This is a genomic window from Methylophilus flavus (assembly GCF_042678905.1).
In the GTDB taxonomy this organism is placed as follows: domain Bacteria; phylum Pseudomonadota; class Gammaproteobacteria; order Burkholderiales; family Methylophilaceae; genus Methylophilus; species Methylophilus flavus.
Genome location: NZ_JBHTLN010000001.1, coordinates 1,470,459 through 1,491,485, shown reverse-complemented (window position 1 = coordinate 1,491,485; position 21,027 = coordinate 1,470,459). Strand labels below are relative to the sequence as shown.

The window sequence follows — 21,027 nt, the reverse complement described above, 5'->3', positions numbered from 1 at the left end:
ATCATGGCAAATAATAATAAAACGATTGCCGCTGGCGTGCTGGACTGGGTAGATGCCCGTTTCCCGCTGACCAGTACCATCAAAGGACACCTTACCGAGTATTACGCACCGAAAAACTTCAACTTCTGGTATTTCTTCGGTTCATTAGCTTTATTAGTGCTGGTGCTGCAAATCGTCACCGGTATTTTCCTGACCATGAACTACAAGCCGGATGCTGAACTGGCATTTGCTTCGGTGGAATACATCATGCGGGATGTATTTGGCGGAAACATTATTCGTTACATGCACTCGACGGGTGCCTCCATGTTTTTTGTGGTGGTTTACCTGCATATGTTCCGTGGCATTATTTATGGTTCATACAGGACGCCACGCGAACTGATCTGGCTGTTTGGTGTAGGTATTTTCCTGGTGTTGATGGGCGAGGCGTTCTTCGGCTACCTGTTGCCATGGGGTCAAATGTCCTACTGGGGCGCGCAGGTGATTGTGAACCTGTTCTCTACCGTGCCTTTTATCGGTCCTGATCTGTCCGAGTGGTTGCGGGGCGACTACCTGGTGTCTGATGCGACATTGAACCGCTTCTTTGCTTTCCACGTGATTGCCTTGCCATTGGTGCTGTTGGGCCTGGTGGCTGTGCATATCGTGGCTTTGCACGAGGTTGGTTCTAATAACCCTGATGGTGTGGAAATCAAGAAGCATAAAGATAAGGAAACCGGTATTCCGCTGGATGGCATTCCTTTCCATCCTTACTATTCAGTGAAAGACTTGGTTGGCGTGGTCGCCTTCCTGATGGTGTTCTTTGCCATCGTGTTCTTTATGCCTGAAATGGGTGGTTACTTCCTCGAAGCCAACAACTTTATTCCTGCTGACCCGCTGAAAACACCGGCACATATTGCACCGGTCTGGTACTTCACTCCTTATTACTCTATCTTGCGTGCAGTGCCGCCTATCGGTATTTCACAATTCCCTGGGGTGGTGGCGATGGGCTTGTCAGTTGTTGCATTCGCTTTCCTGCCCTGGCTTGACAGAAGTCCTGTGAAGTCTATTCGCTACCGTGGCGCCTTGTACAAGCGCTGGTTGAGTGCCTTCGTCATCAGCTTTGTCATCCTGGGTTATCTGGGTACGGTTCCGGGCGATGTCTGGGGTCAATTCGGGCCATGGCTGGGACGCGCAGACCGTGCGACCGTGGTTGCCCGTATTTGTATGGTGATTTACTTTGCATATTTTGCATTAATGCCTTGGTACACCAAAAAAGACAAAACCAAACCAGTGCCGGAAAGGGTGACATACAAATGATGAAGAAATTGTTTATTCAGGCATTTGCAAGTGTAGCGCTGCTGGTTTCAGGCGTTGCTTTGGCGAATGAGGTGCATATTGATGTAACGGCGCCGATTAACATGAGTGATAAAGCCTCTTTGCAACGCGGGGCCAAGATTTTTGTAAACTACTGCCTCAACTGCCATAGCGCCAACTACATGCGTTACAACCGTTTGCAGGATATTGGCCTGACCGACAAGCAAATCAAGGATAACTTGCTGTTTGCCGGTGAGAAAGTCGGCGAGACCATGCGTGTCAGCATGAATCCCAAAGATGCCAAAAAATGGTTTGGTGCGGCACCGCCTGACCTGAGCGTGGAAGTGCGGGCGCGTGGTGCAGACTGGGTCTATGCCTACCTGCGCAGTTTCTACAAGGATGACAGCCGCCCTACCGGCTGGAATAACCAGGTGTTTGATAAAGTCGCCATGCCGCACGTGTTGTACGAGCTGCAAGGTGTGCAGGTGCTGGATCACGAAACGCATACACTGAAACTGGAAAAAGCCGGTAAATTGAGTCCTGAAGAATATGACCAGTTTGCAGGTGATTTAACCAACTTTATGGCATTTATGGCAGAGCCTGCGAAACAGTCCCGTATCTGGATTGGCGTTTTCGTACTGCTGTTCTTGTCTGTGCTGTTAGTCTTGGTGAAGAAAATCAAAGCCGAATACTGGAAAGACATTCGGTAACCAGCAACCAAGTCCGACACCAGGGCTCTGGCCTTGGTGTCTTTTTTTATAGGGAAAAATGATTATGATGAGATTGTATTCGGGCACTGTCGATCCTTACAGCCACCGTTGCCGTATCGTGCTGTTTGAAAAGGGCATGGACTTTGAAGTCATTGATGTCGACCTCACCAACAAAACTGAAGACCTCGCCATTCTGAATCCTTACGGCGAAGTGCCGGTACTGGTTGAGCGTGACCTGGTATTGTCAGAAGCCAATATTATTAATGAGTACATTGACGAGCGCTTCCCGCATCCGCAACTGATGCCGGCTGACCCGGTCATGCGCGCTCGTGCGCGCCTGTACCTGTATAACTTTGAAAAAGATCTGTTTAACCATATCAAAGATATCGAGTCTGGTGAAGATGAAAGGGTGGAGCGCGCACGTAAAGTCATTCGTGATAATCTGACGCAGCTGGTGCCTATCTTCAGCAAGCAGAATTACTTGATGGGCGATGAATACTCCATGCTGGACGTGGCGATTACGCCATTGTTATGGCGCCTGGGTCACTATGGTATTGAACTGCCAAATCAGGCAGCGCCTTTGCTGAAATATGCGGAGCGTTTGTTCTCGCGTCCCATGTATGCTGAAGCGATGACGCCTTCTGAAAAGGCCATGCGCAAGTAATTCTTGGTTCGCAGATATACAGCGCGGTGAAATTTTCCCGCGCTGTTTTTTTAAGGAAAGTCAGCATGAGCACATTGATCCCGACCACTGCTTATTTGATACGTGCGATACATGAATGGTGTGTCGATAATGCTTTGACACCGCATCTGCTGGTGAAAGTAGATGCGCAAACGCGTGTGCCTATGGCGTTTGTGAAAAATGGCGAGATCGTGCTCAATATTAATTACACCGCGGTAAAGGATCTGCACATTGATAATGATGCGGTAGTGTTCTCGGCGCGCTTCAGTGGCGTGGCGCAGCATATTTATGTACCTATCGGGCGCATTGCCGGTGTATTTGCCAGAGAAAACAGCCAGGGCATGTTTTTTGAGGTGACCGATGGTCATGCACCGGAGCCTTTAAAAAGAGTCGAGTCGTCAGCAGCGGAAGTGCCTGAATCAGCCGCGCCCAAAAAATCCCACCTCAAGGTTGTCAAGTAATCAGCGCCTCTGCAAAAAAAGCATGGTCACAAAAGTGGCATATTGCGCATGCACTATTCTTTATCGCCGAGAATAAAAAAAATTCTCAAAGCACTAGATAAAACTCATAAAAAAGTGCTATAGTTGCGCCTTTCCGAAATGCCGGGTTAGCTCAGTTGGTAGAGCAGCGCACTTGTAATGCGAAGGTCATCAGTTCGATTCCGATACCCGGCACCATAAAATTAAATACAGTTAGCATTGACGCTGATTGAATTTGCCGCGATAATCGCGGTCGATTTTGGAGGGGTGGCCGAGTGGTTAAAGGCGACGGACTGTAAATCCGTTCTCTCAGAGTACGCTGGTTCGAATCCAGCCCCCTCCACCAAATTTACTGTCTGTAGGCGTTTTGAAAAGCGGGATGGTGAGAGCCTTCCTTGGGTGTTCTGCATAGTGCGGGTGTAGCTCAGTTGGTAGAGCACTTGCCTTCCAAGCAAGATGTCGCGAGTTCGAACCTCGTCGCCCGCTCCAACAGCAATAAAGGCATGAAGCGCCCATGTGGCTCAGTGGTAGAGCACTCCCTTGGTAAGGGAGAGGTCGCGGGTCCGATTCCCGCCATGGGCACCAGTTTAGCTCGCGTTAAATTAGTAGTATAAAATTGATGACGTAGGGTTTGGTAGCATAGAGCTTGTTAAGTAGTGGCGTTTCAGGGTGATGTCATCCGCGTCGCGTAATTTGTGAAAACATAAATTATTTATTGGCATTTTCAGTATCAATAAAGGAAAACATCATGGCAAAAGGCAAATTTGAACGTACCAAGCCACACGTGAACGTTGGTACGATTGGTCACGTTGACCACGGTAAGACAACATTGACAGCGGCGATCACCACTGTATTGACTAAGAAATTTGGTGGTGAAGCGAAGGCTTACGATCAGATTGACGCGGCGCCAGAAGAAAAAGCACGTGGTATCACCATTAACACAGCACACGTTGAGTACGAGACAGCTAACCGTCACTACGCCCACGTTGACTGTCCAGGTCACGCTGACTACGTTAAAAACATGATTACCGGTGCTGCCCAGATGGACGGCGCAATCCTGGTATGTTCAGCTGCTGACGGCCCTATGCCGCAAACACGTGAGCACATCCTGCTGGCACGCCAGGTTGGCGTTCCATACATCATCGTGTTCCTGAACAAGGCAGACATGGTTGATGATGCTGAGTTGCTGGAACTGGTTGAAATGGAAGTGCGTGAATTGCTGAGCAAATACGACTTCCCGGGTGATGACACCCCAATCATCCACGGTTCCGCTAAACTGGCTTTAGAAGGCGACCAATCAGACATTGGCGAACCAGCGATCTTCAAATTGGCTGAAGCATTAGACAGCTACATCCCAATGCCAGAGCGCGCTATCGACGGTACCTTCCTGATGCCAGTAGAAGACGTATTCTCTATCTCAGGCCGTGGTACAGTTGTGACAGGTCGTATCGAGCGTGGTATCGTTAAAGTCGGTGATGAAATCGAAATCGTTGGTATCAAACCAACGGTTAAGACAACTTGTACCGGTGTTGAAATGTTCCGTAAACTGCTGGACCAAGGTCAGGCAGGCGACAACGTAGGTGTATTGCTGCGTGGTACAAAACGTGAAGATATCGAACGTGGTCAAGTATTGTCAAAATCAGGTTCTATCAAGCCACACACTAAATTCTCAGCAGAGATCTATGTGTTGGGTAAAGATGAAGGTGGTCGTCATACGCCATTCTTCAACGGCTACCGTCCACAGTTCTACTTCCGTACGACTGACGTGACTGGTGCGGTTGAATTGCCAGCAGGTACTGAAATGGTGATGCCAGGTGATAACGTTTCTATCTCAGTAGCGCTGATTGCGCCTATCGCGATGGAAGACGGCTTGCGCTTCGCTATCCGTGAAGGTGGTCGTACCGTTGGTGCTGGCGTCGTTGCTAAAATCATCGAGTAATTAATTTTTATGGGCGGCAGGAATTTCCTGCCGCTTTTGCTCTTTTTAAGGAAAAAACATGGCAGCTCAAAAAATTCGTATCCGTCTGAAAGCGTTTGATTATCGTTTGATCGACCAGTCAGCTTTGGAAATTGTGGATACTGCGAAACGTACTGGTGCAGTTGTAAAAGGTCCGGTGCCATTGCCGACACGTATTGAGCGCTTTGATATTCTGCGTTCCCCACACGTGAACAAAACTTCACGTGACCAGTTCGAAATCCGTACCCATCAGCGTTTGATGGACATCGTGGATCCTACAGACAAAACTGTAGATGCGCTGATGAAGCTGGATCTGCCAGCTGGTGTGGATGTAGAAATCAAGCTTTAATTCAAAAGCTGCAATTCTCGACATGGCCTTCAACTCGAAGGCTATTGTCAAATCCAGAATAGTTCGGTATAATCCGCGCTCTTCGGTGGACGGTCAATTGTAATCGTCCACTTTAAACTATTATAAGGAACTGATCATGAGCTTAGGGCTTATTGGTCGCAAGGTGGGCATGACCCGCATTTTTACAGAAGAAGGCGCAAGCGTTCCTGTAACAGTGCTGGAAGTGATTCCTAACCGCGTGACACAAGTAAAGACAGTTGCAACTGATGGCTATACAGGCCTGCAGGTTGCATACGGTGAGCGTCGTGCTAGCCGTATCAACAAAGCGTTGACTGGACACTTTGCCAAAGCTGGCGTAACTGCTGGTGCTGGTATCAAAGAATTCAATGTGGTTGAAGATGTTCTGGCTAACTTTCAGGTCGGTGGAAATATCACTGTTGATATTTTCTCCGTAGGTCAGTTGGTAGACGTGACAGGTACATCCATTGGTAAAGGTTTTGCCGGTGCGATCAAGCGTCACAACTTCTCCTCTAACCGTGCTTCTCACGGTAACTCTCGTTCACATAACGTACCTGGTTCTATCGGTATGGCGCAGGATCCGGGTCGAGTATTCCCTGGTAAGCGCATGCCTGGTCATTTGGGTGATGTTAAAGTCACAACCCAAAACCTGGAAATCGTTCGTGTAGACGTAGAGCGTAATCTGTTATTGATTAAAGGTTCCGTACCTGGCTCCAAAGGTGGCAATGTTGTTGTACGTCCAGCCATCAAAGCGAAAGGGGCTGCATAATGGAATTAAAGCTGATTGATCTGAACGGCAAAGTTGCTAAAAAAGGCGTGGATGCGTCTGATGTAACTTTCGGTCGTGAATTTAACGAATCACTGGTGCATGAAGTAGTCGTTGCTTACATGGCGAATGCCCGTACAGCAACCCGTGCACAGAAAACACGTGCTACCGTTGCCCACACTACCCACAAGCCATATGCGCAAAAGGGTACTGGTAACGCTCGTGCTGGTATGACTTCCAGCCCGATCTGGCGCGGAGGTGGTCGTGCATTCCCTAACAGCCCTAACGAAAACTACAGCCACAAAGTAAACCGTAAGGCTTACCGTGCTGGCATGCAGACTATCTTGTCTGAGTTGGTTCGTCAGGATCGTTTGAAGGTTGTTGATACATTTACTATCGACACACCAAAAACAAAACAATTGGTACAAAAAATCAATGCACTGGGTGTTGACGGTGGTGTGTTGGTACTGATCGATGGTTTTGATGAGAATTTGTACTTGTCTTCCCGTAACCTTCCAAACGTTTTGGTGATTGAAGCGCAATTTGCTGACCCGGTCAGCCTAGTGCGTTTCCCTAACGTTTTGGTCACTGCTGGTGCGGTGAAAAAACTTGAGGAGATCTTGGCATGATTACCGCAGCAACCAAAATTCAAGATCGTTTATTGCAAGTGATTTTGGCACCACAAATTACCGAGAAGGCAACGTTCATTGCTGACAAGCATCAGCAAATTGCTTTTAAAGTACGTACTGATGCAACCAAGCCGGAAATCAAGGCTGCAGTTGAGTTGGTATTCAAGGTCGAAGTGGCTTCTGTGTCTGTGATTAACGTTGCAGGTAAAGTGAAGCGTGCTGGCCGTCGTGCTGGTAAGCGTAGTGACTGGAAAAAGGCTTACGTTAGCCTGAAGCCAGGTCAAGAAATTAACTTTGCAGCTGGCGAATAAGGAGAGAAGACATGGCATTAGTTAAAGTCAAACCAACTTCCCCCGGTCGTCGTGGTGTATTGAAGGTTGTCACACCTGATTTGCACAAAGGCAAGCCTTACGCGCCGCTGTTGGAAAGTCAAAGTAAAAATGCTGGTCGTAATAACAACGGCCGCATTACAACCCGCCACCAGGGTGGTGGCCATAAGCAGCATTACCGTGTGATCGACTTCCGTCGTAACAAGGATGGTATTCCTGCAACTGTAGAACGTATCGAGTACGATCCTAACCGTACAGCCAACATCGCGTTGCTGTGCTATGCGGATGGTGAGCGTCGTTACATCATTGCGCCACGTGGCATTGCTGCCGGTGCACAACTGGTGAGCGGATCTGAAGCGCCTATCCGTGCTGGTAATGCATTGCCTTTGCGCAATATCCCGGTCGGTAGCACGATTCATTGTATCGAAATCCAGCCAGGCAAAGGCGCGCAAATTGCACGTTCAGCCGGTACTTCAGTTCAATTGCTGGCGCGTGAGGGTGCTTACGCTCAGTTGCGTTTGCGCTCCGGTGAAGTTCGCCGTGTGCACGTAGACTGCAAGGCAACTTTGGGTGAAGTGGGTAACGAAGAGCATTCATTGCGTTCTATCGGTAAAGCCGGTGCGATGCGCTGGCGTGGTGTTCGCCCGACCGTTCGCGGTGTGGTGATGAACCCGGTTGATCACCCGCACGGTGGTGGTGAAGGCCGTACTGCTGCAGGTATGAACCCGGTTTCACCATGGGGTCAGAAAACTAAGGGTTATCGTACACGTAAGAATAAGCGTACTGATAACATGCGCGTAAGTCGTCGTCCGAGAAATGTAAGGTAATCGCCATGGCACGTTCTATTAAAAAAGGTCCATTTGTGGACGCTCACTTGGCTAAAAAAGTCGAAACTGCGTCAGCGAACCGCGATAGAAAACCAATCAAAACTTGGTCTCGTCGTTCGACTGTATTGCCAGACTTTATTGGTTTAACCATCGCAGTGCACAATGGTAGACAACATGTGCCTGTGTTGATTTCTGAAAACATGGTTGGTCACAAACTTGGCGAATTTGCGTTAACGCGCACGTTCAAAGGGCACGCGGCTGATAGAAAAGCGAAGAAGTAAGGGGCTGATATGCAAGTTACTGCAGTTTTAAAAGGCGTACACCTTTCTCCGCAAAAAGCGCGTTTGGTGGCCGACTTGGTTCGTGGCAAAAAAGTAGATCACGCTTTGAATATCCTGGAATTCACGCCTAAGCGTGGTGCCGAGATCATCAAAAAAGTAGTGTTGTCTGCGATTGCCAATGCCGAGCATAACAATGGGGCTGATATCGATGCATTGAAGGTGACTTCAATCTACGTTGATAAAGGTGTTGTCATGAAACGTATCCGTGCACGTGCAAAAGGTCGCGCTGGTCGTATTACGAAACCAACATGTCACATTCATGTGACGGTCGGTGACTCAAAGGAATAATATGGGACAGAAAATTCATCCAATTGGGTTCCGTTTGAGCGTTCAGAAAAACTGGGCGTCACGTTGGTACTCAAATAGCCAGAACTTCCCTGCGATGTTGCAAGGCGACATCAAAGTGCGCGAGTTCCTGAACAAAAAACTGGCTAGCGCTGCTGTAAGCAAGATCATCATCGAGCGCCCGGCTAAAAACGCAAAAATCACCATTCACAGTGCCCGTCCAGGTGTTGTGATCGGTAAAAAAGGTGAAGACATCGAGTCTTTGCGTTCTACTCTGCAAGGGTTGATGGGCGTGCCTGTTCACCTGAACATTGAAGAAGTGCGTAAGCCAGAATTAGATGCAACATTGATCGCACAATCCATTGCCCAGCAATTGGAAAAACGCGTGATGTTCCGTCGTGCCATGAAGCGTGCCATGCAAAACGCCATGCGTTTGGGCGCACAAGGCATCAAGATCATGAGTTCCGGTCGTTTGAACGGTATCGAGATTGCACGTACCGAGTGGTATCGCGAAGGCCGTGTGCCTCTACATACACTGCGTGCTGATATCGACTACGGTGTGGCAGAAGCTTCTACCACCTACGGTATTATCGGAATTAAAGTTTGGGTATTCAAAGGTGAGATTTTCGGTGACAACGCTGCTAACGCTGCAGTTGCTGATGCTGAGCCAGAGAAAAAAGTAAGAAAGCCGAGGGCTAAAGATGCTGCAACCAGCTAGACAGAAATACCGCAAGATGCAAAAGGGTCGCAATAAAGGTATTGCGACTACTGGTAACAAGGTAAGCTTTGGTGAATTTGGTTTGAAAGCGATTGGTCGTGGTCGTCTGACTGCACGCCAGATCGAAGCTGCGCGTCGTGTGATGACTCGTCACATTAAACGTGGTGGCCGCGTCTGGATCCGTGTATTCCCTGATCAGCCAATTTCTAAAAAACCTGCTGAAGTGCGTATGGGTAATGGTAAAGGTAGCGTTGACTACTACATCGCTCAAATTCAGCCAGGCAAAATGTTGTACGAGATGGATGGCGTGAGCGAAGAGTTGGCTCGCGAAGCTTTCAAACTGGCTGCTGCTAAGTTGCCAATTGAAACTACATTCATGACCCGTCAAATCGGCAGTTAAGGAGTAGTGAAATGAAAGCTTCAGAATTTAGAGCAAAGTCAGCTGAAGAGCTGAACACCGAGTTGGTTGAATTGCGCCGCGCACAGTTTTCACTGCGCATGCAATTGGCGACTCAACAATTGAACAAAGCAGATCAGCTGGGTAAAGTGCGTAAAGATGTAGCTCGCGTTAAAACCGTGCTGGCTGAGAAGGCGAAACAAGCATGATGACTGAAAAAGCGAAAGTAGTACGCACTTTGACTGGTCGCGTAGTAAGCAACAAAATGGATAAAACCGTGACTGTGCTTGTTGAGCGTAAAGTTAAGCATCCTCTGATTGGTAAAGTGGTTTCTAAATCAAATAAATTTCATGCACATGATGAAGCGAATGCATGTAATGAAGGTGATTTAGTCACAATTACTGAATCACGCCCATACTCCAAGACCAAGTCTTGGGTAGTAAGCAAAATCGAAGCTAAGTAAGGCTTCAAATATAACTGGAAAAGCGCTTGTCACAAGCGTTTTTTTAGTTGTATAATGTTGGACTTTTCGGTGCCCGCCTTAGATGGCATGTAGCTGGCACCCCAATACTGACCGTGGTCTATTGGCCGAAAAATGTTTTTGAATGAAAGTTCAAGGCAGCGGCTGGTAGTGGTTATAACGGATTAAGTTGGAGATTATTTCTCATGATTCAAATGCAATCTCGGCTTGAAGTAGCCGATAACACTGGTGCGCGTTCCGTGCAGTGTATCAAGGTCTTGGGTGGTTCCAAGCGTCGTTATGCCAGCATTGGCGATATCATCAAGGTCAGCATTAAAGATGCTGCCCCTCGTGGTCGCGTCAAAAAAGGCGAAATCTACAATGCTGTGGTTGTGCGTACTGCCAAAGGTGTGCGTCGCCCAGATGGTTCTTTAGTTAAATTCGATGCCAATGCCGCAGTCTTGTTGAACAACAAGCTCGAGCCGATTGGTACACGTATTTTTGGCCCGGTGACACGTGAGTTGCGCAGTGAGCGCTTCATGAAGATCGTTTCATTAGCGCCTGAAGTGCTGTAATAGGCAGGAGACGATAAATGAGCAAAATTCGCAAAGGTGACCAGGTCATTTTGAATACAGGTAAAGACGCAGGTAAAACAGGTACTGTTTTAAACGTCTTGCCAACCGGCCATGTAGTTGTGGAGGGTCTGAATGTGGTTAAAAAGCACACTCGTCCTAACCCTATGCGTGGTGTTACTGGTGGCATCATCAGCAAAGAAATGCCTTTGGACATTTCTAATGTGGCGCTTTACAACGCTGCCACTAAAAAAGCTGATCGTGTTGGTTTTAAGGTACTCGAAGATGGTCGCAAGATTCGTGTTTACAAATCTAGCGGCGAGTCAATCGACGCATAGGAATACATATGGCACGTTTAAAACAATACTATAAAGATACAGTGGTTTCCAAATTGACTGAACAGTTTGGTTACACCTCCTCAATGCAGGTGCCTCGTATCGAAAAAATCACCCTGAACATGGGTGTGGGCGAAGCAGTGGCTGACAAAAAAGTCATGGAAAACGCAGTTTCCGATATGGAAAAAATTGCTGGTCAAAAACCTATCGTGACCAAGGCTAAAAAGTCTGTGGCTGCGTTTAAGATCCGTGATGATTATCCTGTTGGTTGTAAAGTCACATTGCGCCGCGAGCGTATGTATGAATTCCTGGATCGTCTGATTACTGTGGCTATTCCACGTATTCGTGACTTCCGTGGTATTTCAGGCAAGTCCTTTGATGGCCGTGGTAACTACAACATGGGTGTTAAAGAACAAATCATTTTCCCGGAAATCGAATACGACAAGATCGATGCCCTGCGCGGAATGAATATCACCATTACCACGACAGCTCAAACAGATGAAGAAGCAAAAGCACTGTTGGCTGCATTTAGTTTCCCCTTTAGAGGTTAAGTCATGGCAAAAGTATGTATGACAGAGCGCGAGCAAAAGCGTCGCGAAACCGTAAAAAAATATGCAGCCAAACGTGCTGAACTGGTTGAGATCATTAATAACCAGTCTGCAAGCGTTGAAGATCGTTTTGCTGCACGTTCAAAATTGCAAAGTTTGCCACGTAATTCCAGCCCGGTGCGTACACGTAATCGTTGTGCATTGACTGGTCGTCCACGTGGTGTGTTCAGTAAATTTGGTATCGCACGTAATGAGTTGCGTAAGTTGATGATGGCTGGTCATGTACCAGGCGTCACCAAGGCCAGCTGGTAACGGAGGAATAGAACATGAGTATGAGTGATCCGATTGCCGATATGTTGACCCGTATTCGTAACGCCCAACGTACGAATAAGCCATCAGTTTCAATGCCTGCCTCTAAAGTTAAAGGCGCCATTGCAAACGTACTGAAAGATGAAGGTTACATAGAAGATTTCAACGTTCAGGACAATGAAGGTAAGCCTGTTTTGAACATCAGCCTGAAGTACTATGCCGGTCGTCCAGTAATTGAGAAGATTGAGCGTGTATCTAAGCCAGGTCTGCGTATATACAAAGGTAGTCAAAACATTCCTCGAGTGATGAACGGTTTAGGTGTAACCATCGTTTCTACCTCTAAAGGTGTAATGACTGATCGTAAAGCACAAGCTGCCGGTATCGGTGGTGAAGTTTTGTGCATCGTGGCCTAAGAGGAGTTTGATATGTCACGTGTTGCTAAAAATCCGGTTGCGATTCCTGCCAAGGTAGAAGTCGTAATCTCTCCAGCCGAGATCGCAGTGAGCGGTCCTCTGGGTAAATTAAACCAAGCGCTGTCTGCAGATATCTCTGTGACGCGTGATGGCGAACAGCTGTTGGTAAAAGCCAACAATGAAACACAGCATGCGCGAGCAATGTCTGGAACTATACGTGCCTTGCTGGCAAATATGGTGTTAGGTGTTTCTGCTGGCTTTACCCGTAAATTGACACTGATTGGTGTGGGTTACAAGGCTAATGCTCAGGGTTCAACATTGAACCTGGAGTTGGGTTACTCCCATCCGATCAACCACAAAATGCCTGAAGGCGTGACTGTGCAGACACCAACACCAACAGAAGTTGTGTTGACTGGTGCCAACAAGCAAGTGCTTGGCCAGGTTGCTGCGCAGATTCGTGGTTACCGTGCTCCTGAGCCATATAAAGGCAAAGGCGTGCGTTATGCGGATGAAGTGGTTGCTATCAAAGAGACCAAGAAAAAATAAGTAAAGCACTTCTAGGTTAGAAATAGCCTGAACAGTGAATCAATATTAAAGGTAAATTCAATGAAAAACGTTAATAACCGATTGCGCAGAGCACGTAAAACCCGTGCCAAAATCGCCGAGTTAAAAGTGACACGTTTGAGTGTACATCGCACCAATACTAATATTTATGCACAGATCATCACGGAAACAGGTGATCGCGTATTGGCGAGTGCATCTACCGTTGAGGCGGAAGTGCGTCAACAACTGAAAAATGGTGGCAACATCGAAGCTGCAACCTTGATTGGCAAACGTATCGCTGAAAAAGCTGTAAAAGCAGGCATCACTGACGTTGCTTTTGATCGTTCAGGCTACAAGTATCACGGTCGTATCAAAGCTTTGGCTGACGCTGCCCGTGAACATGGTCTCAAATTCTAATGGGTGAGATGAATAATGGCTAAAGATTTTGAACAGCAGCAAACAGACGGTTTGCGTGAAAAAATGATTACTGTTAACCGTGTAAGTAAAACGGTTAAGGGTGGTCGTATCATGAGCTTCGCTGCATTGACCGTGGTTGGTGATGGTGACGGCACTGTGGGTATGGGTAAAGGTAAAGCACGTGAAGTGCCAGTGGCTGTACAAAAAGCCATGGATGAAGCCCGCCGCAGCATGGTAAAAGTGAATTTGAAGAATGGTACTTTGCATCATAGAGTTACCGGTGTACACGGTGCTGCTAAAGTGCTGATCCTGCCTGCCGCTGAAGGTACCGGTATTATTGCTGGTGGCACGATGCGCGCTATTTTTGAAGTGATGGGTATCACAAACGTGATTGCTAAGAGTCTTGGTTCTTCCAACCCTTACAATCTGGTGCGTGCAACCTTGAACGGTCTGGCTTCCATGAACACACCAGCTGAAATTGCTGCTAAACGTGGTAAGACCTTAGAAGAAATCAGAGGTTAATCATGGCTAAAGCAAAAAAAGAAAACGCTAACTTGAAAGTAACGTTAGTAAGAAGTTTGATTGGTCGTATTGAAGCGCATAAAGCGACAGTACGTGGCTTGGGTCTGCGTCGTATGCACCACACAGTTGAAGTGCAAGATACGCCAGAAATCCGCGGCATGATCAATGCTGTAAGCTATCTTTTAAAGGTTGAAGCATAATGCAATTGAACACGATTAAGCCTGCAGAAGGCGCTAAAAAGGAACGTCGTCGTTTAGGTCGTGGCATTGGCTCCGGTTTGGGTAAAACTGGTGGTCGTGGTCACAAAGGTCAAAAGTCACGTGCCGGTGGTTTCCACAAGGTAGGTTTCGAAGGCGGTCAAATGCCTTTGCAACGTCGTTTGCCTAAACGTGGTTTCAATTCATTGACACATGCTGATACCGCACGTATCCGTACTAGCGAATTAGCCTTGGTTGATGTTGAAGTGATTGATATTTTGGCATTGAAAGCAGCCAAACTTGTCCCGGCTTCTGTGAAATCAGTCAAAGTGTATTTGTCTGGCGACGTCACTGCTAAAGTACAGGTTCAAGGCTTGTTGTTGACCAAAGGTGCTAAAGCAGCCATCGAATCCGCTGGCGGCAAAGTACTCGAAGTTTAATTGTTGTCATAAGAGAGTATCAGCTTGGCACAGGATAATATTTTAAGTTCCGTAGGCAAACTTGGCGAATTAAAAGCCCGTTTGTGGTTCTTGTTGGGGGCGTTGATCGTTTATCGACTCGGTGCTCATATTCCGGTGCCAGGCATTGACCCTACTGTGTTGAAGCAGTTATTCGACACACAAAAGGATGGCATTCTGGGCATGTTTAACATGTTCTCTGGTGGAGCATTATCACGGTTCACCGTGTTTGCCCTAGGGATCATGCCTTACATCTCCGCTTCCATCATCATGCAGTTGCTGACCGTGGTATCACCACAGTTAGAACAGCTGAAAAAAGAAGGTGAAGCAGGCCGTCGTCAAATTACCAAATACACACGCTACGGCACTGTGTTGCTGGCAACTTTCCAGGCACTTGGCATTGCCATTGCGCTGGAAGGGCAGGCTGGCCTGGTACTTGATCCAGGCTTGGCGTTCCGCATCACTGCAGTGACCACCCTAGTGGCGGGCACCATGTTTTTGATGTGGCTTGGTGAGCAGATCACTGAGCGCGGTATTGGTAACGGTATTTCGATTATCATTTTTGCCGGTATTGTGGCTGGTTTGCCACATGCCATTGGCAGTACTTTAGATTTGGCAAAGACAGGCGCGTTCTCTATTCCATTAGTGATCTTCCTGTTTGTTGCAGTGATTTTGGTGACGGCTTTGGTAGTGTTTGTAGAACGTGGTCAACGAAAGATCACTGTGAACTACGCCAAGCGTCAGGTCGGTAACCGTATTTACGGTGGCCAATCGACCCACCTGCCATTGAAGTTGAATATGTCTGGTGTGATTCCGCCGATTTTCGCTTCAAGTATTATTTTGTTCCCAGCCACCCTGGCAGGCTGGTTTGGAAGTAGTGAACATATGTATTGGTTGAAGGATGTCAGTGCCAAACTGTCACCAGGTCAGCCATTGTATATTTTGTTGTTTGCAGCCGCGATTCTGTTCTTTGCGTTCTTCTATACCGCTTTGGTGTTTAACCCCAAAGAAACGGCAGATAACCTGAAAAAGAGTGGCGCTTTTGTACCAGGTATTCGTCCTGGTGATCAAACGGCAAAGTATATCGACAGGATTATGGGGCGTCTGACATTGATCGGTGCGCTATATATCACACTGGTTTGCTTGTTGCCGGAATTTCTGGTGCTGAAGTTCAATACACCGTTTTATTTTGGTGGTACGTCATTGCTGATTATTGTTGTTGTTACCATGGACTTTATGACACAAGTGCAATCGCACCTGATGTCACAGCAATATGAAGGTTTGCTGAAAAAAGCAAATTTTAAAGGATCTGGTCGCTAGATTTGCAATCTGCCAGTTGGCGGAGTTGCTGCAAAGATAACGCTAAATGATTTAACCCGTGCGTGAATAAATATTCCGCACAAAGTAAGTGAATTAATTAAAGGAAATAAGATGAGAGTTCGCGCATCAGTTAAAGCATTGTGCCGTAACTGTAAAGTGGTAAGACGTCGCGGTGTTGTTCGTGTTATTTGTACAGACCCACGTCATAAACAACGTCAAGGTTAATTGGTATAACAATTTCTTGTGAGGGTCAGGATTGGCTGATATAATATGCGGCTTTTCTTTTCTACGCACAAGTTTAATCGTGATGAACGATTGATTATTGGAGTTTAAGTATGGCTCGTATTGCCGGGGTGAATATCCCAAACCACAAACATGCAGAAATCGCTTTAACATCGATTTACGGTATTGGCCGTAACACTGCGCAAAAAATCTGTGCAGCAGCAGGTGTACAAACGACATCTAAAGTTAAAGACCTGAGCGATGCAGAAGTGGAAAAGTTGCGTGACGAAGTTGCGAAGTTCACTGTAGAAGGTGACTTGCGCCGCGAAGTAACCATGAACATCAAGCGTTTGATGGATCTGGGTTGCTACCGTGGTATCCGTCATCGTCGCGGTTTGCCAGTGCGCGGACAGCGTACCAAGACCAATGCGCGTACGCGTAAAGGTCCTGTCAAGGCCATCAAGCAAGCTAAATAATCTCTTTGAACATTAGTAGATATTAAGGACAGTACAACATGGCAAAAGCTAATGTACGCGTTAGAAAAAAAGTTAAAAAGAATATTGCCGAGGGTATCGCTCACGTGCACGCTTCCTTTAACAACACCATTATTACGATTACAGATCGTCAGGGCAATGCGTTGTCATGGGCTACTTCTGGTGGTCAGGGTTTTAAAGGTTCACGTAAGAGTACTCCTTTTGCAGCACAGGTTGCTTCTGAAGTAGCTGGTAAAGCAGCACAAGAGTCTGGCGTTAAGAATCTGGAAGTGCGTATCAAGGGCCCAGGTCCAGGTCGTGAGTCTGCAGTACGTGCATTGAATGCTGCTGGTTTCAAAATCACTAGCATTACTGATGTAACACCAGTACCGCACAACGGTTGCCGTCCACCTAAAAAACGCAGGATTTAATTATTTCGCTGATATTCATTATTAGCGAATCGATTAACGGAGAATATTTTGGCTAGAAATCTAGACCCTAAATGCCGCCAGTGCCGTCGTGAAGGTGAGAAGTTATTTCTGAAAGCTGAAAAATGCTTTACAGACAAATGCGCAATCGAAAAGCGTAACTTCGCCCCAGGTCAGCATGGCCAACGCCGAGTGGCCCGTATGTCGGACTACGGTGTGCAGTTGCGTGAAAAACAAAAAGTGCGTCGTATTTACGGAGTTTTGGAAGGTCAATTCCGTGCTTACTACGCTAAAGCAGATGGTCAAAAAGGAATTACCGGCGAGAGCTTATTGCAATTGCTGGAATCACGTTTAGACAATGTAGCTTATCGTATGGGGCTGGCAGGTTCGCGTTCCGAAGCTCGTCAGGTTGTACGCCATAACAGCATTCTGGTGAATGGCAAACGTGTGAACATCCCTTCTTACCAGGTTAAAGCAGGTGATGTGATCAGTGTTTCACAAAAGGCTAAATCGCAATTGCGTATTACAGCTGCAGTTGAAGCAGCTGGGCAGCGCGGCTTTCCTGAGTGGTTGGACGTCAACATCAAGGCATTGAGTGGTATGTACAAGGCTAAGCCTCAGCGTGATGCGTTGCCAGTTACCATCAATGAGTCATTGATCGTTGAGTTGTATTCTAAGTAATCACTTAGTCCAGGCTAAGGTTTATTTGTTTATACCCAATTACTCCAAGGAAATATATGCAAAATAGCCCTACAGAATATTTGAAGCCACGTGTTGTTGATGTTGAGGTGATTAATCCTCTGCGTGCACGTGTGACTTTAGAACCAATGGAGCGAGGCTTCGGCTATACATTGGGTAACGCTTTAAGAAGAGTGCTTTTATCTTCTATCCCAGGCTTTGCCATTACTGAAGTAAAAATAGATGGCGTAGTACATGAGTACTCCACGATTGAAGGCGTTCAGGAAGATGTTGTTGATATCCTGCTGAACCTTAAAGGTGTTGCATTAAAACTGCACAACAAAACTGAAACCATCTTGGTATTAAGCAAGTCTGGCGAAGGTATTGTGACTGCTGGTGACTTTGAAGTTGGTCATGATGCTGAAATTGTGAACCCGAATCACGTGATTGCACATATCACCAAAGGTGGTAAGTTGAATCTGGAAGTGAAGATTGAAATGGGTCGTGGTTATCAACCTGTACCAGCTCGCCAGAAAGCTAACGATGAAGACCGTGTATTGGGCTTCATGATGGTAGATGCCTCTTTCAGCCCGATCAACAAGGTAAGCTATCATGTTGAGAGTGCCCGTGTTGAGCAACGTACCGACTTGGACAAGCTGATCATGGACGTTGAAACCAACGGCATTATCGAGCCTGAACAAGCGATTCGTGATGCAGCGCGTATCTTGATCGGTCAGTTGTCAGTATTTGCAAACTTGGAAGGTGCTTCTGCTGATGTAGAAGTGAAAGCTGCACCACAGGTTGATCCTATCTTGTTGCGTCCAGTGGATGATCTGGAATTGACAGTACGTTCTGCCAACTGCTTAAAAGCAGAAAACATTTTTTACATTGGTGATTTGATTCAACGTACAGAAAACGAGCTGTTGAAAGCTCCGAACCTGGGCAGAAAATCACTGAATGAAATTAAAGACGTGTTGGCCTCCAAAGGCTTGACACTTGGAATGAAGCTGGAAAACTGGCCACCTGTTGGCTTGGAAAAAGCTTAATTTCTAATAAGATAAATACTTAAGGAATTACTATGCGTCACGGTAATAGCAATCGTAAATTGAACAGAACAAGTAGCCACCGCGCTGCTATGTTCCGCAACATGGTGACCTCTTTGCTGCGTCACGAAGTCATTAAGACTACTTTGCCAAAAGCAAAAGAACTACGTAAATATGCAGAGCCTTTGATCACTTTAGGTAAAACACCGACATTGGCAAATCGTCGCCTGGCTTTCAGCCGTTTGCGTGACCGTGATATCGTTGGTAAGTTGTTCGCTGAACTGGGCCCACGTTACACCGAGCGTAATGGTGGCTACCTGCGTATCCTTAAATGTGGTTTCCGTAATGGCGACAACGCACCAATGGCATTTGTTGAGTTGGTTGATCGTCCAGAAATCGCTGAAGCACCGGCAACTGCAGAATAATTTCTGCCGCGTGATTCAAATAAAAAGCCAGCATTGCTGGCTTTTTTGTTTTTATCAGTACTGAGTTTTCACTTTCCAAAAAATTACTGTTAGCTTTTGAATCTGCAGGATTTTTTATTTTTGTTCACTTAACCAGGTTGTCACCTGCGTTTCATTGAATGGCCAAAATAAGTAACTTTCTTCAGTATTTTCCAATACCGGAATGCTGGTGGCAAACTTCTCCAGCAAGCGATTGTCATCAATGATGTCGATTGTCTTATAAGTTAGCCCTAAAGTCTGCAATACACGCTCTGCATCGTCACATAAATGGCAGCCCAGAGTGCCGTATAAAATCAAATACTTCTGCATAAATCGCTAGGTAGTGTCATCAACGCTTTGTACAATATTACCTGTAAAAAATAAACCCTGCTCAACATTGGAATAAGCATGACTGAAATTCGTGAACATGATGAGAAGGTGAGTGAAAGCAAGGAGAGCCTGAGCGAAACATTGCAACAGGTGATTAACCTGCTCGGTAAGCACAAGCTGGTCGAACATGTCGTGCATAAGCAGGATATGCCAAAGCACGATCTGGTTGAGTCACTCGTCCACAAACAAAATCTGAATATCCTCCAGCACAAACTGGATCAGTTACATCCGGCTGACGTAGCTTATATTTTGGAGTCGCTGCCTCTTGATGATCGTCTCATGGTATGGGACTTGGTCAAAGCCGAGCGCGATGGTGAAATTCTGCTTGAAGCGTCTGATGCGGTACGCCAGACGCTGATTGCAGACATGGACAGCGAAGAGCTGCTGGCTGCGGCCGAACAGCTGAATACCGATGAGCTGGCTGACCTGGCGCCCGACTTGCCTAAAGACGTGTTGCAGGACTTGATGTACAGCCTGGATACGCAGAATCGCGAGCGTTTGCAGTCTGCACTTTCTTATCCGGAAGACACCGTAGGTGCTATCATGGATTTTGATATTGTCACCATTCGTGATGATATTACTCTGGAAGTGGTGTTACGCTACCTCCGCCGCTTGCCTAAATTCCCTGACCATACTGATAAATTGTTCGTGATTAATCGCGACGACATTCTGCAAGGCGTACTGCCACTCAAACGTATTATCCTGAATGATCCAGAAACTGCAGTTGGCGACATCATGTCAACCGATGCGGTGGTTTTTCATCCTGAAGATATGTCTGACCAGGCGGCGATGGCGTTTGAACGTTATGACTTGGTAACAGCGCCGGTGGTAGATAACAATCGCAAGCTGGTAGGACGTATTACCGTAGATACAGTCATGGATATTATCCGGGAAGAAGCGGAGGCTGACATGCTCTCCTGGGCCGGTTTGCGCGAAGAGGAAGACTTCTTTGCCTCGATCTGGAAGTCAGTACAGAACCGTTGGGCCTGGCTGGCCATTAACCTGGTCACGGCTCTGGTTGCTTCGCGTGTTATTGGCTTATTCGAGGACAGTATCGAAAAAATTGTGGCGCTGGCGGCGCTGATGCCGATTGTAGCCGGCATCGGCGGTAACTCAGGTAACCAGACCTCAACCATGATTGTCCGTGGTCTCGCGCTCGGGCAAATTTCCAGCTATCACATGAAATCGCTATTGCAAAAAGAGTTGGGCGTGGCATTGCTTAACGGTCTGCTCTGGGGTGGCGTGCTGGGGCTGATCGCCTACATGTTATATGGCAGTGCCGCACTGGGCATGGTGATGATGGCGGCAATGACGCTTAATTTACTATTGGCAGCGGTTAACGGGGTGATGATCCCGTTAGTGATGAATAAGCTGGGGCGGGACCCGGCTGTGGGTACTAGCGTCCTGATCACCGCGATTACAGACAGCGGCGGTTTTCTCATATTCCTCGGGTTGGCAACCATCATCTTGTTGTAGATA

The 21,027-nt window shown here is 47.0% G+C and carries 35 protein-coding genes and 4 tRNA genes; 38 read left to right on the top strand and 1 reads right to left on the bottom strand.

All coding sequences use genetic code 11. The features are described from left to right. The first annotated feature begins 3 nt into the window (after positions 1-3). The 37 genes from ACFQ2T_RS07370 (at position 4) to rplQ (ending at position 19,140) form a co-directional block, all read left to right on the top strand. Positions 4-1,293 carry a cytochrome b gene (locus ACFQ2T_RS07370; protein WP_379032520.1) on the top strand — a complete coding sequence of 430 codons (1,290 nt, stop codon included), beginning with the start codon at positions 4-6 and terminating at the stop codon, positions 1,291-1,293. Continuing rightward, a complete protein-coding gene (locus tag ACFQ2T_RS07365) occupies positions 1,290-2,000 on the top strand; it encodes a cytochrome c1 (protein ID WP_379032517.1) in 711 nt (236 codons plus the stop codon). Before ACFQ2T_RS07370 ends, ACFQ2T_RS07365 begins: the two co-directional genes overlap by 4 nt. 64 nt (positions 2,001-2,064) lie before the next feature. Continuing rightward, positions 2,065-2,664: a glutathione S-transferase N-terminal domain-containing protein gene (locus ACFQ2T_RS07360; protein WP_055830862.1), complete on the top strand. Its 600-nt coding sequence runs from the start codon at positions 2,065-2,067 to the stop codon at positions 2,662-2,664. 65 nt (positions 2,665-2,729) lie between these two features. Further along, positions 2,730-3,143, top strand: a complete 414-nt coding sequence (locus ACFQ2T_RS07355) for a ClpXP protease specificity-enhancing factor (protein ID WP_379032515.1) — start codon at positions 2,730-2,732, stop codon at positions 3,141-3,143. Positions 3,144-3,283: 140 nt separating this feature from the next. After that, positions 3,284-3,359, top strand: a tRNA-Thr gene (locus tag ACFQ2T_RS07350). Positions 3,360-3,422: 63 nt separating this feature from the next. Beyond that, positions 3,423-3,507: transfer RNA gene (locus tag ACFQ2T_RS07345), tRNA-Tyr, on the top strand. Between the two features lie 67 nt (positions 3,508-3,574). Next, positions 3,575-3,650: transfer RNA gene (locus ACFQ2T_RS07340), tRNA-Gly, on the top strand. 21 nt (positions 3,651-3,671) lie between these two features. After that, positions 3,672-3,746, top strand: a tRNA-Thr gene (locus ACFQ2T_RS07335). A 163-nt stretch (positions 3,747-3,909) separates the two neighbouring features. After that, positions 3,910-5,100, top strand: a complete 1,191-nt coding sequence (gene tuf, locus ACFQ2T_RS07330) for an elongation factor Tu (protein WP_379032513.1) — start codon at positions 3,910-3,912, stop codon at positions 5,098-5,100. Between the two features lie 58 nt (positions 5,101-5,158). Next, positions 5,159-5,467: a 30S ribosomal protein S10 gene (gene rpsJ, locus ACFQ2T_RS07325; RefSeq protein ID WP_018986280.1), complete on the top strand. Its 309-nt coding sequence runs from the start codon at positions 5,159-5,161 to the stop codon at positions 5,465-5,467. A 136-nt stretch (positions 5,468-5,603) separates the two neighbouring features. Beyond that, positions 5,604-6,254, top strand: a complete 651-nt coding sequence (gene rplC / locus ACFQ2T_RS07320; RefSeq protein WP_379032510.1) for a 50S ribosomal protein L3 — start codon at positions 5,604-5,606, stop codon at positions 6,252-6,254. Then, positions 6,254-6,880 (top strand): 50S ribosomal protein L4, encoded by a 627-nt coding sequence (gene rplD, locus ACFQ2T_RS07315; RefSeq protein WP_379032507.1) that lies wholly within the window; start codon positions 6,254-6,256, stop codon positions 6,878-6,880. The genes rplC and rplD overlap by 1 nt, the downstream gene beginning before the upstream one ends. Beyond that, positions 6,877-7,191: a 50S ribosomal protein L23 gene (rplW, locus tag ACFQ2T_RS07310; RefSeq protein WP_379032505.1), complete on the top strand. Its 315-nt coding sequence runs from the start codon at positions 6,877-6,879 to the stop codon at positions 7,189-7,191. Before rplD ends, rplW begins: the two co-directional genes overlap by 4 nt. Before the next feature lie 11 nt (positions 7,192-7,202). Next, the gene (rplB, locus tag ACFQ2T_RS07305; RefSeq protein ID WP_325241270.1) at positions 7,203-8,036 is read left to right on the top strand and encodes a 50S ribosomal protein L2; all 834 of its coding nucleotides are present in this window, start codon (positions 7,203-7,205) and stop codon (positions 8,034-8,036) included. 5 nt (positions 8,037-8,041) lie between these two features. Beyond that, complete coding sequence (gene rpsS / locus ACFQ2T_RS07300; protein ID WP_379032502.1) at positions 8,042-8,317, top strand: 30S ribosomal protein S19; 276 nt, start codon at positions 8,042-8,044, stop codon at positions 8,315-8,317. Between the two features lie 9 nt (positions 8,318-8,326). Continuing rightward, a complete protein-coding gene (rplV, locus tag ACFQ2T_RS07295) occupies positions 8,327-8,665 on the top strand; it encodes a 50S ribosomal protein L22 (protein WP_379032499.1) in 339 nt (112 codons plus the stop codon). Position 8,666: 1 nt separating this feature from the next. Next, positions 8,667-9,380 carry a 30S ribosomal protein S3 gene (gene rpsC, locus ACFQ2T_RS07290; RefSeq protein ID WP_029147999.1) on the top strand — a complete coding sequence of 238 codons (714 nt, stop codon included), beginning with the start codon at positions 8,667-8,669 and terminating at the stop codon, positions 9,378-9,380. Next, positions 9,364-9,780, top strand: a complete 417-nt coding sequence (rplP, locus tag ACFQ2T_RS07285; RefSeq protein ID WP_055827127.1) for a 50S ribosomal protein L16 — start codon at positions 9,364-9,366, stop codon at positions 9,778-9,780. Before rpsC ends, rplP begins: the two co-directional genes overlap by 17 nt. An 11-nt stretch (positions 9,781-9,791) precedes the next feature. Next, entirely contained in the window at positions 9,792-9,986 is a 195-nt protein-coding gene (rpmC, locus tag ACFQ2T_RS07280) for a 50S ribosomal protein L29 (RefSeq protein WP_055827124.1), read from the top strand. Next, a complete protein-coding gene (rpsQ, locus tag ACFQ2T_RS07275) occupies positions 9,983-10,240 on the top strand; it encodes a 30S ribosomal protein S17 (protein WP_379032495.1) in 258 nt (85 codons plus the stop codon). The genes rpmC and rpsQ overlap by 4 nt, the downstream gene beginning before the upstream one ends. Positions 10,241-10,443: 203 nt before the next feature. Continuing rightward, positions 10,444-10,812 carry a 50S ribosomal protein L14 gene (rplN, locus tag ACFQ2T_RS07270; RefSeq protein WP_019881229.1) on the top strand — a complete coding sequence of 123 codons (369 nt, stop codon included), beginning with the start codon at positions 10,444-10,446 and terminating at the stop codon, positions 10,810-10,812. 17 nt (positions 10,813-10,829) lie between these two features. Further along, the gene (rplX, locus tag ACFQ2T_RS07265) at positions 10,830-11,147 is read left to right on the top strand and encodes a 50S ribosomal protein L24 (RefSeq protein ID WP_379032492.1); all 318 of its coding nucleotides are present in this window, start codon (positions 10,830-10,832) and stop codon (positions 11,145-11,147) included. 8 nt (positions 11,148-11,155) lie between these two features. After that, positions 11,156-11,695, top strand: a complete 540-nt coding sequence (rplE, locus tag ACFQ2T_RS07260) for a 50S ribosomal protein L5 (RefSeq protein ID WP_379032490.1) — start codon at positions 11,156-11,158, stop codon at positions 11,693-11,695. 3 nt (positions 11,696-11,698) lie between these two features. Next, positions 11,699-12,004: a 30S ribosomal protein S14 gene (gene rpsN / locus ACFQ2T_RS07255; protein WP_379032487.1), complete on the top strand. Its 306-nt coding sequence runs from the start codon at positions 11,699-11,701 to the stop codon at positions 12,002-12,004. A 14-nt stretch (positions 12,005-12,018) separates the two neighbouring features. After that, positions 12,019-12,414, top strand: coding sequence for a 30S ribosomal protein S8 (rpsH, locus tag ACFQ2T_RS07250; RefSeq protein ID WP_379032485.1), 396 nt, complete (start codon positions 12,019-12,021; stop codon positions 12,412-12,414). A gap of 12 nt (positions 12,415-12,426) precedes the next feature. Next, positions 12,427-12,960: a 50S ribosomal protein L6 gene (gene rplF / locus ACFQ2T_RS07245; protein ID WP_379032482.1), complete on the top strand. Its 534-nt coding sequence runs from the start codon at positions 12,427-12,429 to the stop codon at positions 12,958-12,960. A gap of 60 nt (positions 12,961-13,020) precedes the next feature. Beyond that, positions 13,021-13,374, top strand: coding sequence for a 50S ribosomal protein L18 (gene rplR, locus ACFQ2T_RS07240; protein ID WP_055827104.1), 354 nt, complete (start codon positions 13,021-13,023; stop codon positions 13,372-13,374). A gap of 15 nt (positions 13,375-13,389) precedes the next feature. Next, positions 13,390-13,896 (top strand): 30S ribosomal protein S5, encoded by a 507-nt coding sequence (rpsE, locus tag ACFQ2T_RS07235; protein WP_325241246.1) that lies wholly within the window; start codon positions 13,390-13,392, stop codon positions 13,894-13,896. Positions 13,897-13,898: 2 nt separating this feature from the next. After that, positions 13,899-14,096 carry a 50S ribosomal protein L30 gene (gene rpmD / locus ACFQ2T_RS07230; RefSeq protein ID WP_325241244.1) on the top strand — a complete coding sequence of 66 codons (198 nt, stop codon included), beginning with the start codon at positions 13,899-13,901 and terminating at the stop codon, positions 14,094-14,096. After that, positions 14,096-14,533 carry a 50S ribosomal protein L15 gene (rplO, locus tag ACFQ2T_RS07225; RefSeq protein ID WP_379032477.1) on the top strand — a complete coding sequence of 146 codons (438 nt, stop codon included), beginning with the start codon at positions 14,096-14,098 and terminating at the stop codon, positions 14,531-14,533. Before rpmD ends, rplO begins: the two co-directional genes overlap by 1 nt. Positions 14,534-14,557: 24 nt before the next feature. Continuing rightward, positions 14,558-15,871 carry a preprotein translocase subunit SecY gene (secY, locus tag ACFQ2T_RS07220; protein WP_379032474.1) on the top strand — a complete coding sequence of 438 codons (1,314 nt, stop codon included), beginning with the start codon at positions 14,558-14,560 and terminating at the stop codon, positions 15,869-15,871. Positions 15,872-15,982: 111 nt separating this feature from the next. Further along, on the top strand, positions 15,983-16,096 hold the full coding sequence (gene rpmJ, locus ACFQ2T_RS07215; RefSeq protein ID WP_325241676.1) for a 50S ribosomal protein L36: 114 nt from the start codon (positions 15,983-15,985) through the stop codon (positions 16,094-16,096). 110 nt (positions 16,097-16,206) lie between these two features. After that, a complete protein-coding gene (gene rpsM, locus ACFQ2T_RS07210; protein ID WP_379032470.1) occupies positions 16,207-16,569 on the top strand; it encodes a 30S ribosomal protein S13 in 363 nt (120 codons plus the stop codon). Positions 16,570-16,607: 38 nt separating this feature from the next. Continuing rightward, on the top strand, positions 16,608-16,997 hold the full coding sequence (rpsK, locus tag ACFQ2T_RS07205; RefSeq protein ID WP_018986256.1) for a 30S ribosomal protein S11: 390 nt from the start codon (positions 16,608-16,610) through the stop codon (positions 16,995-16,997). Positions 16,998-17,045: 48 nt separating this feature from the next. Continuing rightward, positions 17,046-17,675 (top strand): 30S ribosomal protein S4, encoded by a 630-nt coding sequence (gene rpsD / locus ACFQ2T_RS07200; RefSeq protein WP_379032465.1) that lies wholly within the window; start codon positions 17,046-17,048, stop codon positions 17,673-17,675. Positions 17,676-17,731: 56 nt separating this feature from the next. Then, positions 17,732-18,718: a DNA-directed RNA polymerase subunit alpha gene (locus ACFQ2T_RS07195; protein WP_055827085.1), complete on the top strand. Its 987-nt coding sequence runs from the start codon at positions 17,732-17,734 to the stop codon at positions 18,716-18,718. Positions 18,719-18,750: 32 nt separating this feature from the next. Beyond that, positions 18,751-19,140: a 50S ribosomal protein L17 gene (rplQ, locus tag ACFQ2T_RS07190; protein ID WP_379032462.1), complete on the top strand. Its 390-nt coding sequence runs from the start codon at positions 18,751-18,753 to the stop codon at positions 19,138-19,140. Between the two features lie 114 nt (positions 19,141-19,254). Here the strand turns inward: rplQ and ACFQ2T_RS07185 are convergent, their stop codons facing one another. Next, the gene (locus ACFQ2T_RS07185; protein WP_379032459.1) at positions 19,255-19,488 is read right to left on the bottom strand and encodes a glutaredoxin family protein; all 234 of its coding nucleotides are present in this window, start codon (positions 19,486-19,488) and stop codon (positions 19,255-19,257) included. A 78-nt stretch (positions 19,489-19,566) separates the two neighbouring features. Here ACFQ2T_RS07185 and mgtE point away from each other — a divergent pair, with 78 nt between their 5' ends. Then, positions 19,567-21,024 carry a magnesium transporter gene (gene mgtE, locus ACFQ2T_RS07180; RefSeq protein WP_379032457.1) on the top strand — a complete coding sequence of 486 codons (1,458 nt, stop codon included), beginning with the start codon at positions 19,567-19,569 and terminating at the stop codon, positions 21,022-21,024. Positions 21,025-21,027 lie beyond the last annotated feature (3 nt).

Bases quoted from the DNA above. Each gene is read 5' to 3' on its own strand.
- rpsE (WP_325241246.1), top strand. From the start codon at position 13,390: ATGGCTAAAGATTTTGAACAGCAGCAAACAGACGGTTTGCGTGAAAAA.
- rpsC (WP_029147999.1), top strand. From the start codon at position 8,667: ATGGGACAGAAAATTCATCCAATTGGGTTCCGTTTGAGCGTTCAGAAA.
- rplV (WP_379032499.1), top strand. From the start codon at position 8,327: ATGCAAGTTACTGCAGTTTTAAAAGGCGTACACCTTTCTCCGCAAAAA.
- rpsN (WP_379032487.1), top strand. From the start codon at position 11,699: ATGGCAAAAGTATGTATGACAGAGCGCGAGCAAAAGCGTCGCGAAACC.
- rplQ (WP_379032462.1), top strand. From the start codon at position 18,751: ATGCGTCACGGTAATAGCAATCGTAAATTGAACAGAACAAGTAGCCAC.
- rpsH (WP_379032485.1), top strand. From the start codon at position 12,019: ATGAGTATGAGTGATCCGATTGCCGATATGTTGACCCGTATTCGTAAC.
- mgtE (WP_379032457.1), top strand. From the start codon at position 19,567: ATGACTGAAATTCGTGAACATGATGAGAAGGTGAGTGAAAGCAAGGAG.
- ACFQ2T_RS07365 (WP_379032517.1), top strand. From the start codon at position 1,290: ATGATGAAGAAATTGTTTATTCAGGCATTTGCAAGTGTAGCGCTGCTG.
- rplB (WP_325241270.1), top strand. From the start codon at position 7,203: ATGGCATTAGTTAAAGTCAAACCAACTTCCCCCGGTCGTCGTGGTGTA.
- rpsM (WP_379032470.1), top strand. From the start codon at position 16,207: ATGGCTCGTATTGCCGGGGTGAATATCCCAAACCACAAACATGCAGAA.
- rplD (WP_379032507.1), top strand. From the start codon at position 6,254: ATGGAATTAAAGCTGATTGATCTGAACGGCAAAGTTGCTAAAAAAGGC.
- ACFQ2T_RS07355 (WP_379032515.1), top strand. From the start codon at position 2,730: ATGAGCACATTGATCCCGACCACTGCTTATTTGATACGTGCGATACAT.
- rpmC (WP_055827124.1), top strand. From the start codon at position 9,792: ATGAAAGCTTCAGAATTTAGAGCAAAGTCAGCTGAAGAGCTGAACACC.
- rplP (WP_055827127.1), top strand. From the start codon at position 9,364: ATGCTGCAACCAGCTAGACAGAAATACCGCAAGATGCAAAAGGGTCGC.
- rplX (WP_379032492.1), top strand. From the start codon at position 10,830: ATGAGCAAAATTCGCAAAGGTGACCAGGTCATTTTGAATACAGGTAAA.
- rplO (WP_379032477.1), top strand. From the start codon at position 14,096: ATGCAATTGAACACGATTAAGCCTGCAGAAGGCGCTAAAAAGGAACGT.
- rpmJ (WP_325241676.1), top strand. From the start codon at position 15,983: ATGAGAGTTCGCGCATCAGTTAAAGCATTGTGCCGTAACTGTAAAGTG.
- tuf (WP_379032513.1), top strand. From the start codon at position 3,910: ATGGCAAAAGGCAAATTTGAACGTACCAAGCCACACGTGAACGTTGGT.
- rplC (WP_379032510.1), top strand. From the start codon at position 5,604: ATGAGCTTAGGGCTTATTGGTCGCAAGGTGGGCATGACCCGCATTTTT.
- rpmD (WP_325241244.1), top strand. From the start codon at position 13,899: ATGGCTAAAGCAAAAAAAGAAAACGCTAACTTGAAAGTAACGTTAGTA.
- rpsS (WP_379032502.1), top strand. From the start codon at position 8,042: ATGGCACGTTCTATTAAAAAAGGTCCATTTGTGGACGCTCACTTGGCT.
- ACFQ2T_RS07360 (WP_055830862.1), top strand. From the start codon at position 2,065: ATGATGAGATTGTATTCGGGCACTGTCGATCCTTACAGCCACCGTTGC.
- rpsQ (WP_379032495.1), top strand. From the start codon at position 9,983: ATGATGACTGAAAAAGCGAAAGTAGTACGCACTTTGACTGGTCGCGTA.
- rplW (WP_379032505.1), top strand. From the start codon at position 6,877: ATGATTACCGCAGCAACCAAAATTCAAGATCGTTTATTGCAAGTGATT.
- ACFQ2T_RS07370 (WP_379032520.1), top strand. From the start codon at position 4: ATGGCAAATAATAATAAAACGATTGCCGCTGGCGTGCTGGACTGGGTA.
- rpsK (WP_018986256.1), top strand. From the start codon at position 16,608: ATGGCAAAAGCTAATGTACGCGTTAGAAAAAAAGTTAAAAAGAATATT.
- rplR (WP_055827104.1), top strand. From the start codon at position 13,021: ATGAAAAACGTTAATAACCGATTGCGCAGAGCACGTAAAACCCGTGCC.
- ACFQ2T_RS07185 (WP_379032459.1), bottom strand. From the start codon at position 19,488: ATGCAGAAGTATTTGATTTTATACGGCACTCTGGGCTGCCATTTATGT.
- rplF (WP_379032482.1), top strand. From the start codon at position 12,427: ATGTCACGTGTTGCTAAAAATCCGGTTGCGATTCCTGCCAAGGTAGAA.
- ACFQ2T_RS07195 (WP_055827085.1), top strand. From the start codon at position 17,732: ATGCAAAATAGCCCTACAGAATATTTGAAGCCACGTGTTGTTGATGTT.
- rplN (WP_019881229.1), top strand. From the start codon at position 10,444: ATGATTCAAATGCAATCTCGGCTTGAAGTAGCCGATAACACTGGTGCG.
- rplE (WP_379032490.1), top strand. From the start codon at position 11,156: ATGGCACGTTTAAAACAATACTATAAAGATACAGTGGTTTCCAAATTG.
- rpsJ (WP_018986280.1), top strand. From the start codon at position 5,159: ATGGCAGCTCAAAAAATTCGTATCCGTCTGAAAGCGTTTGATTATCGT.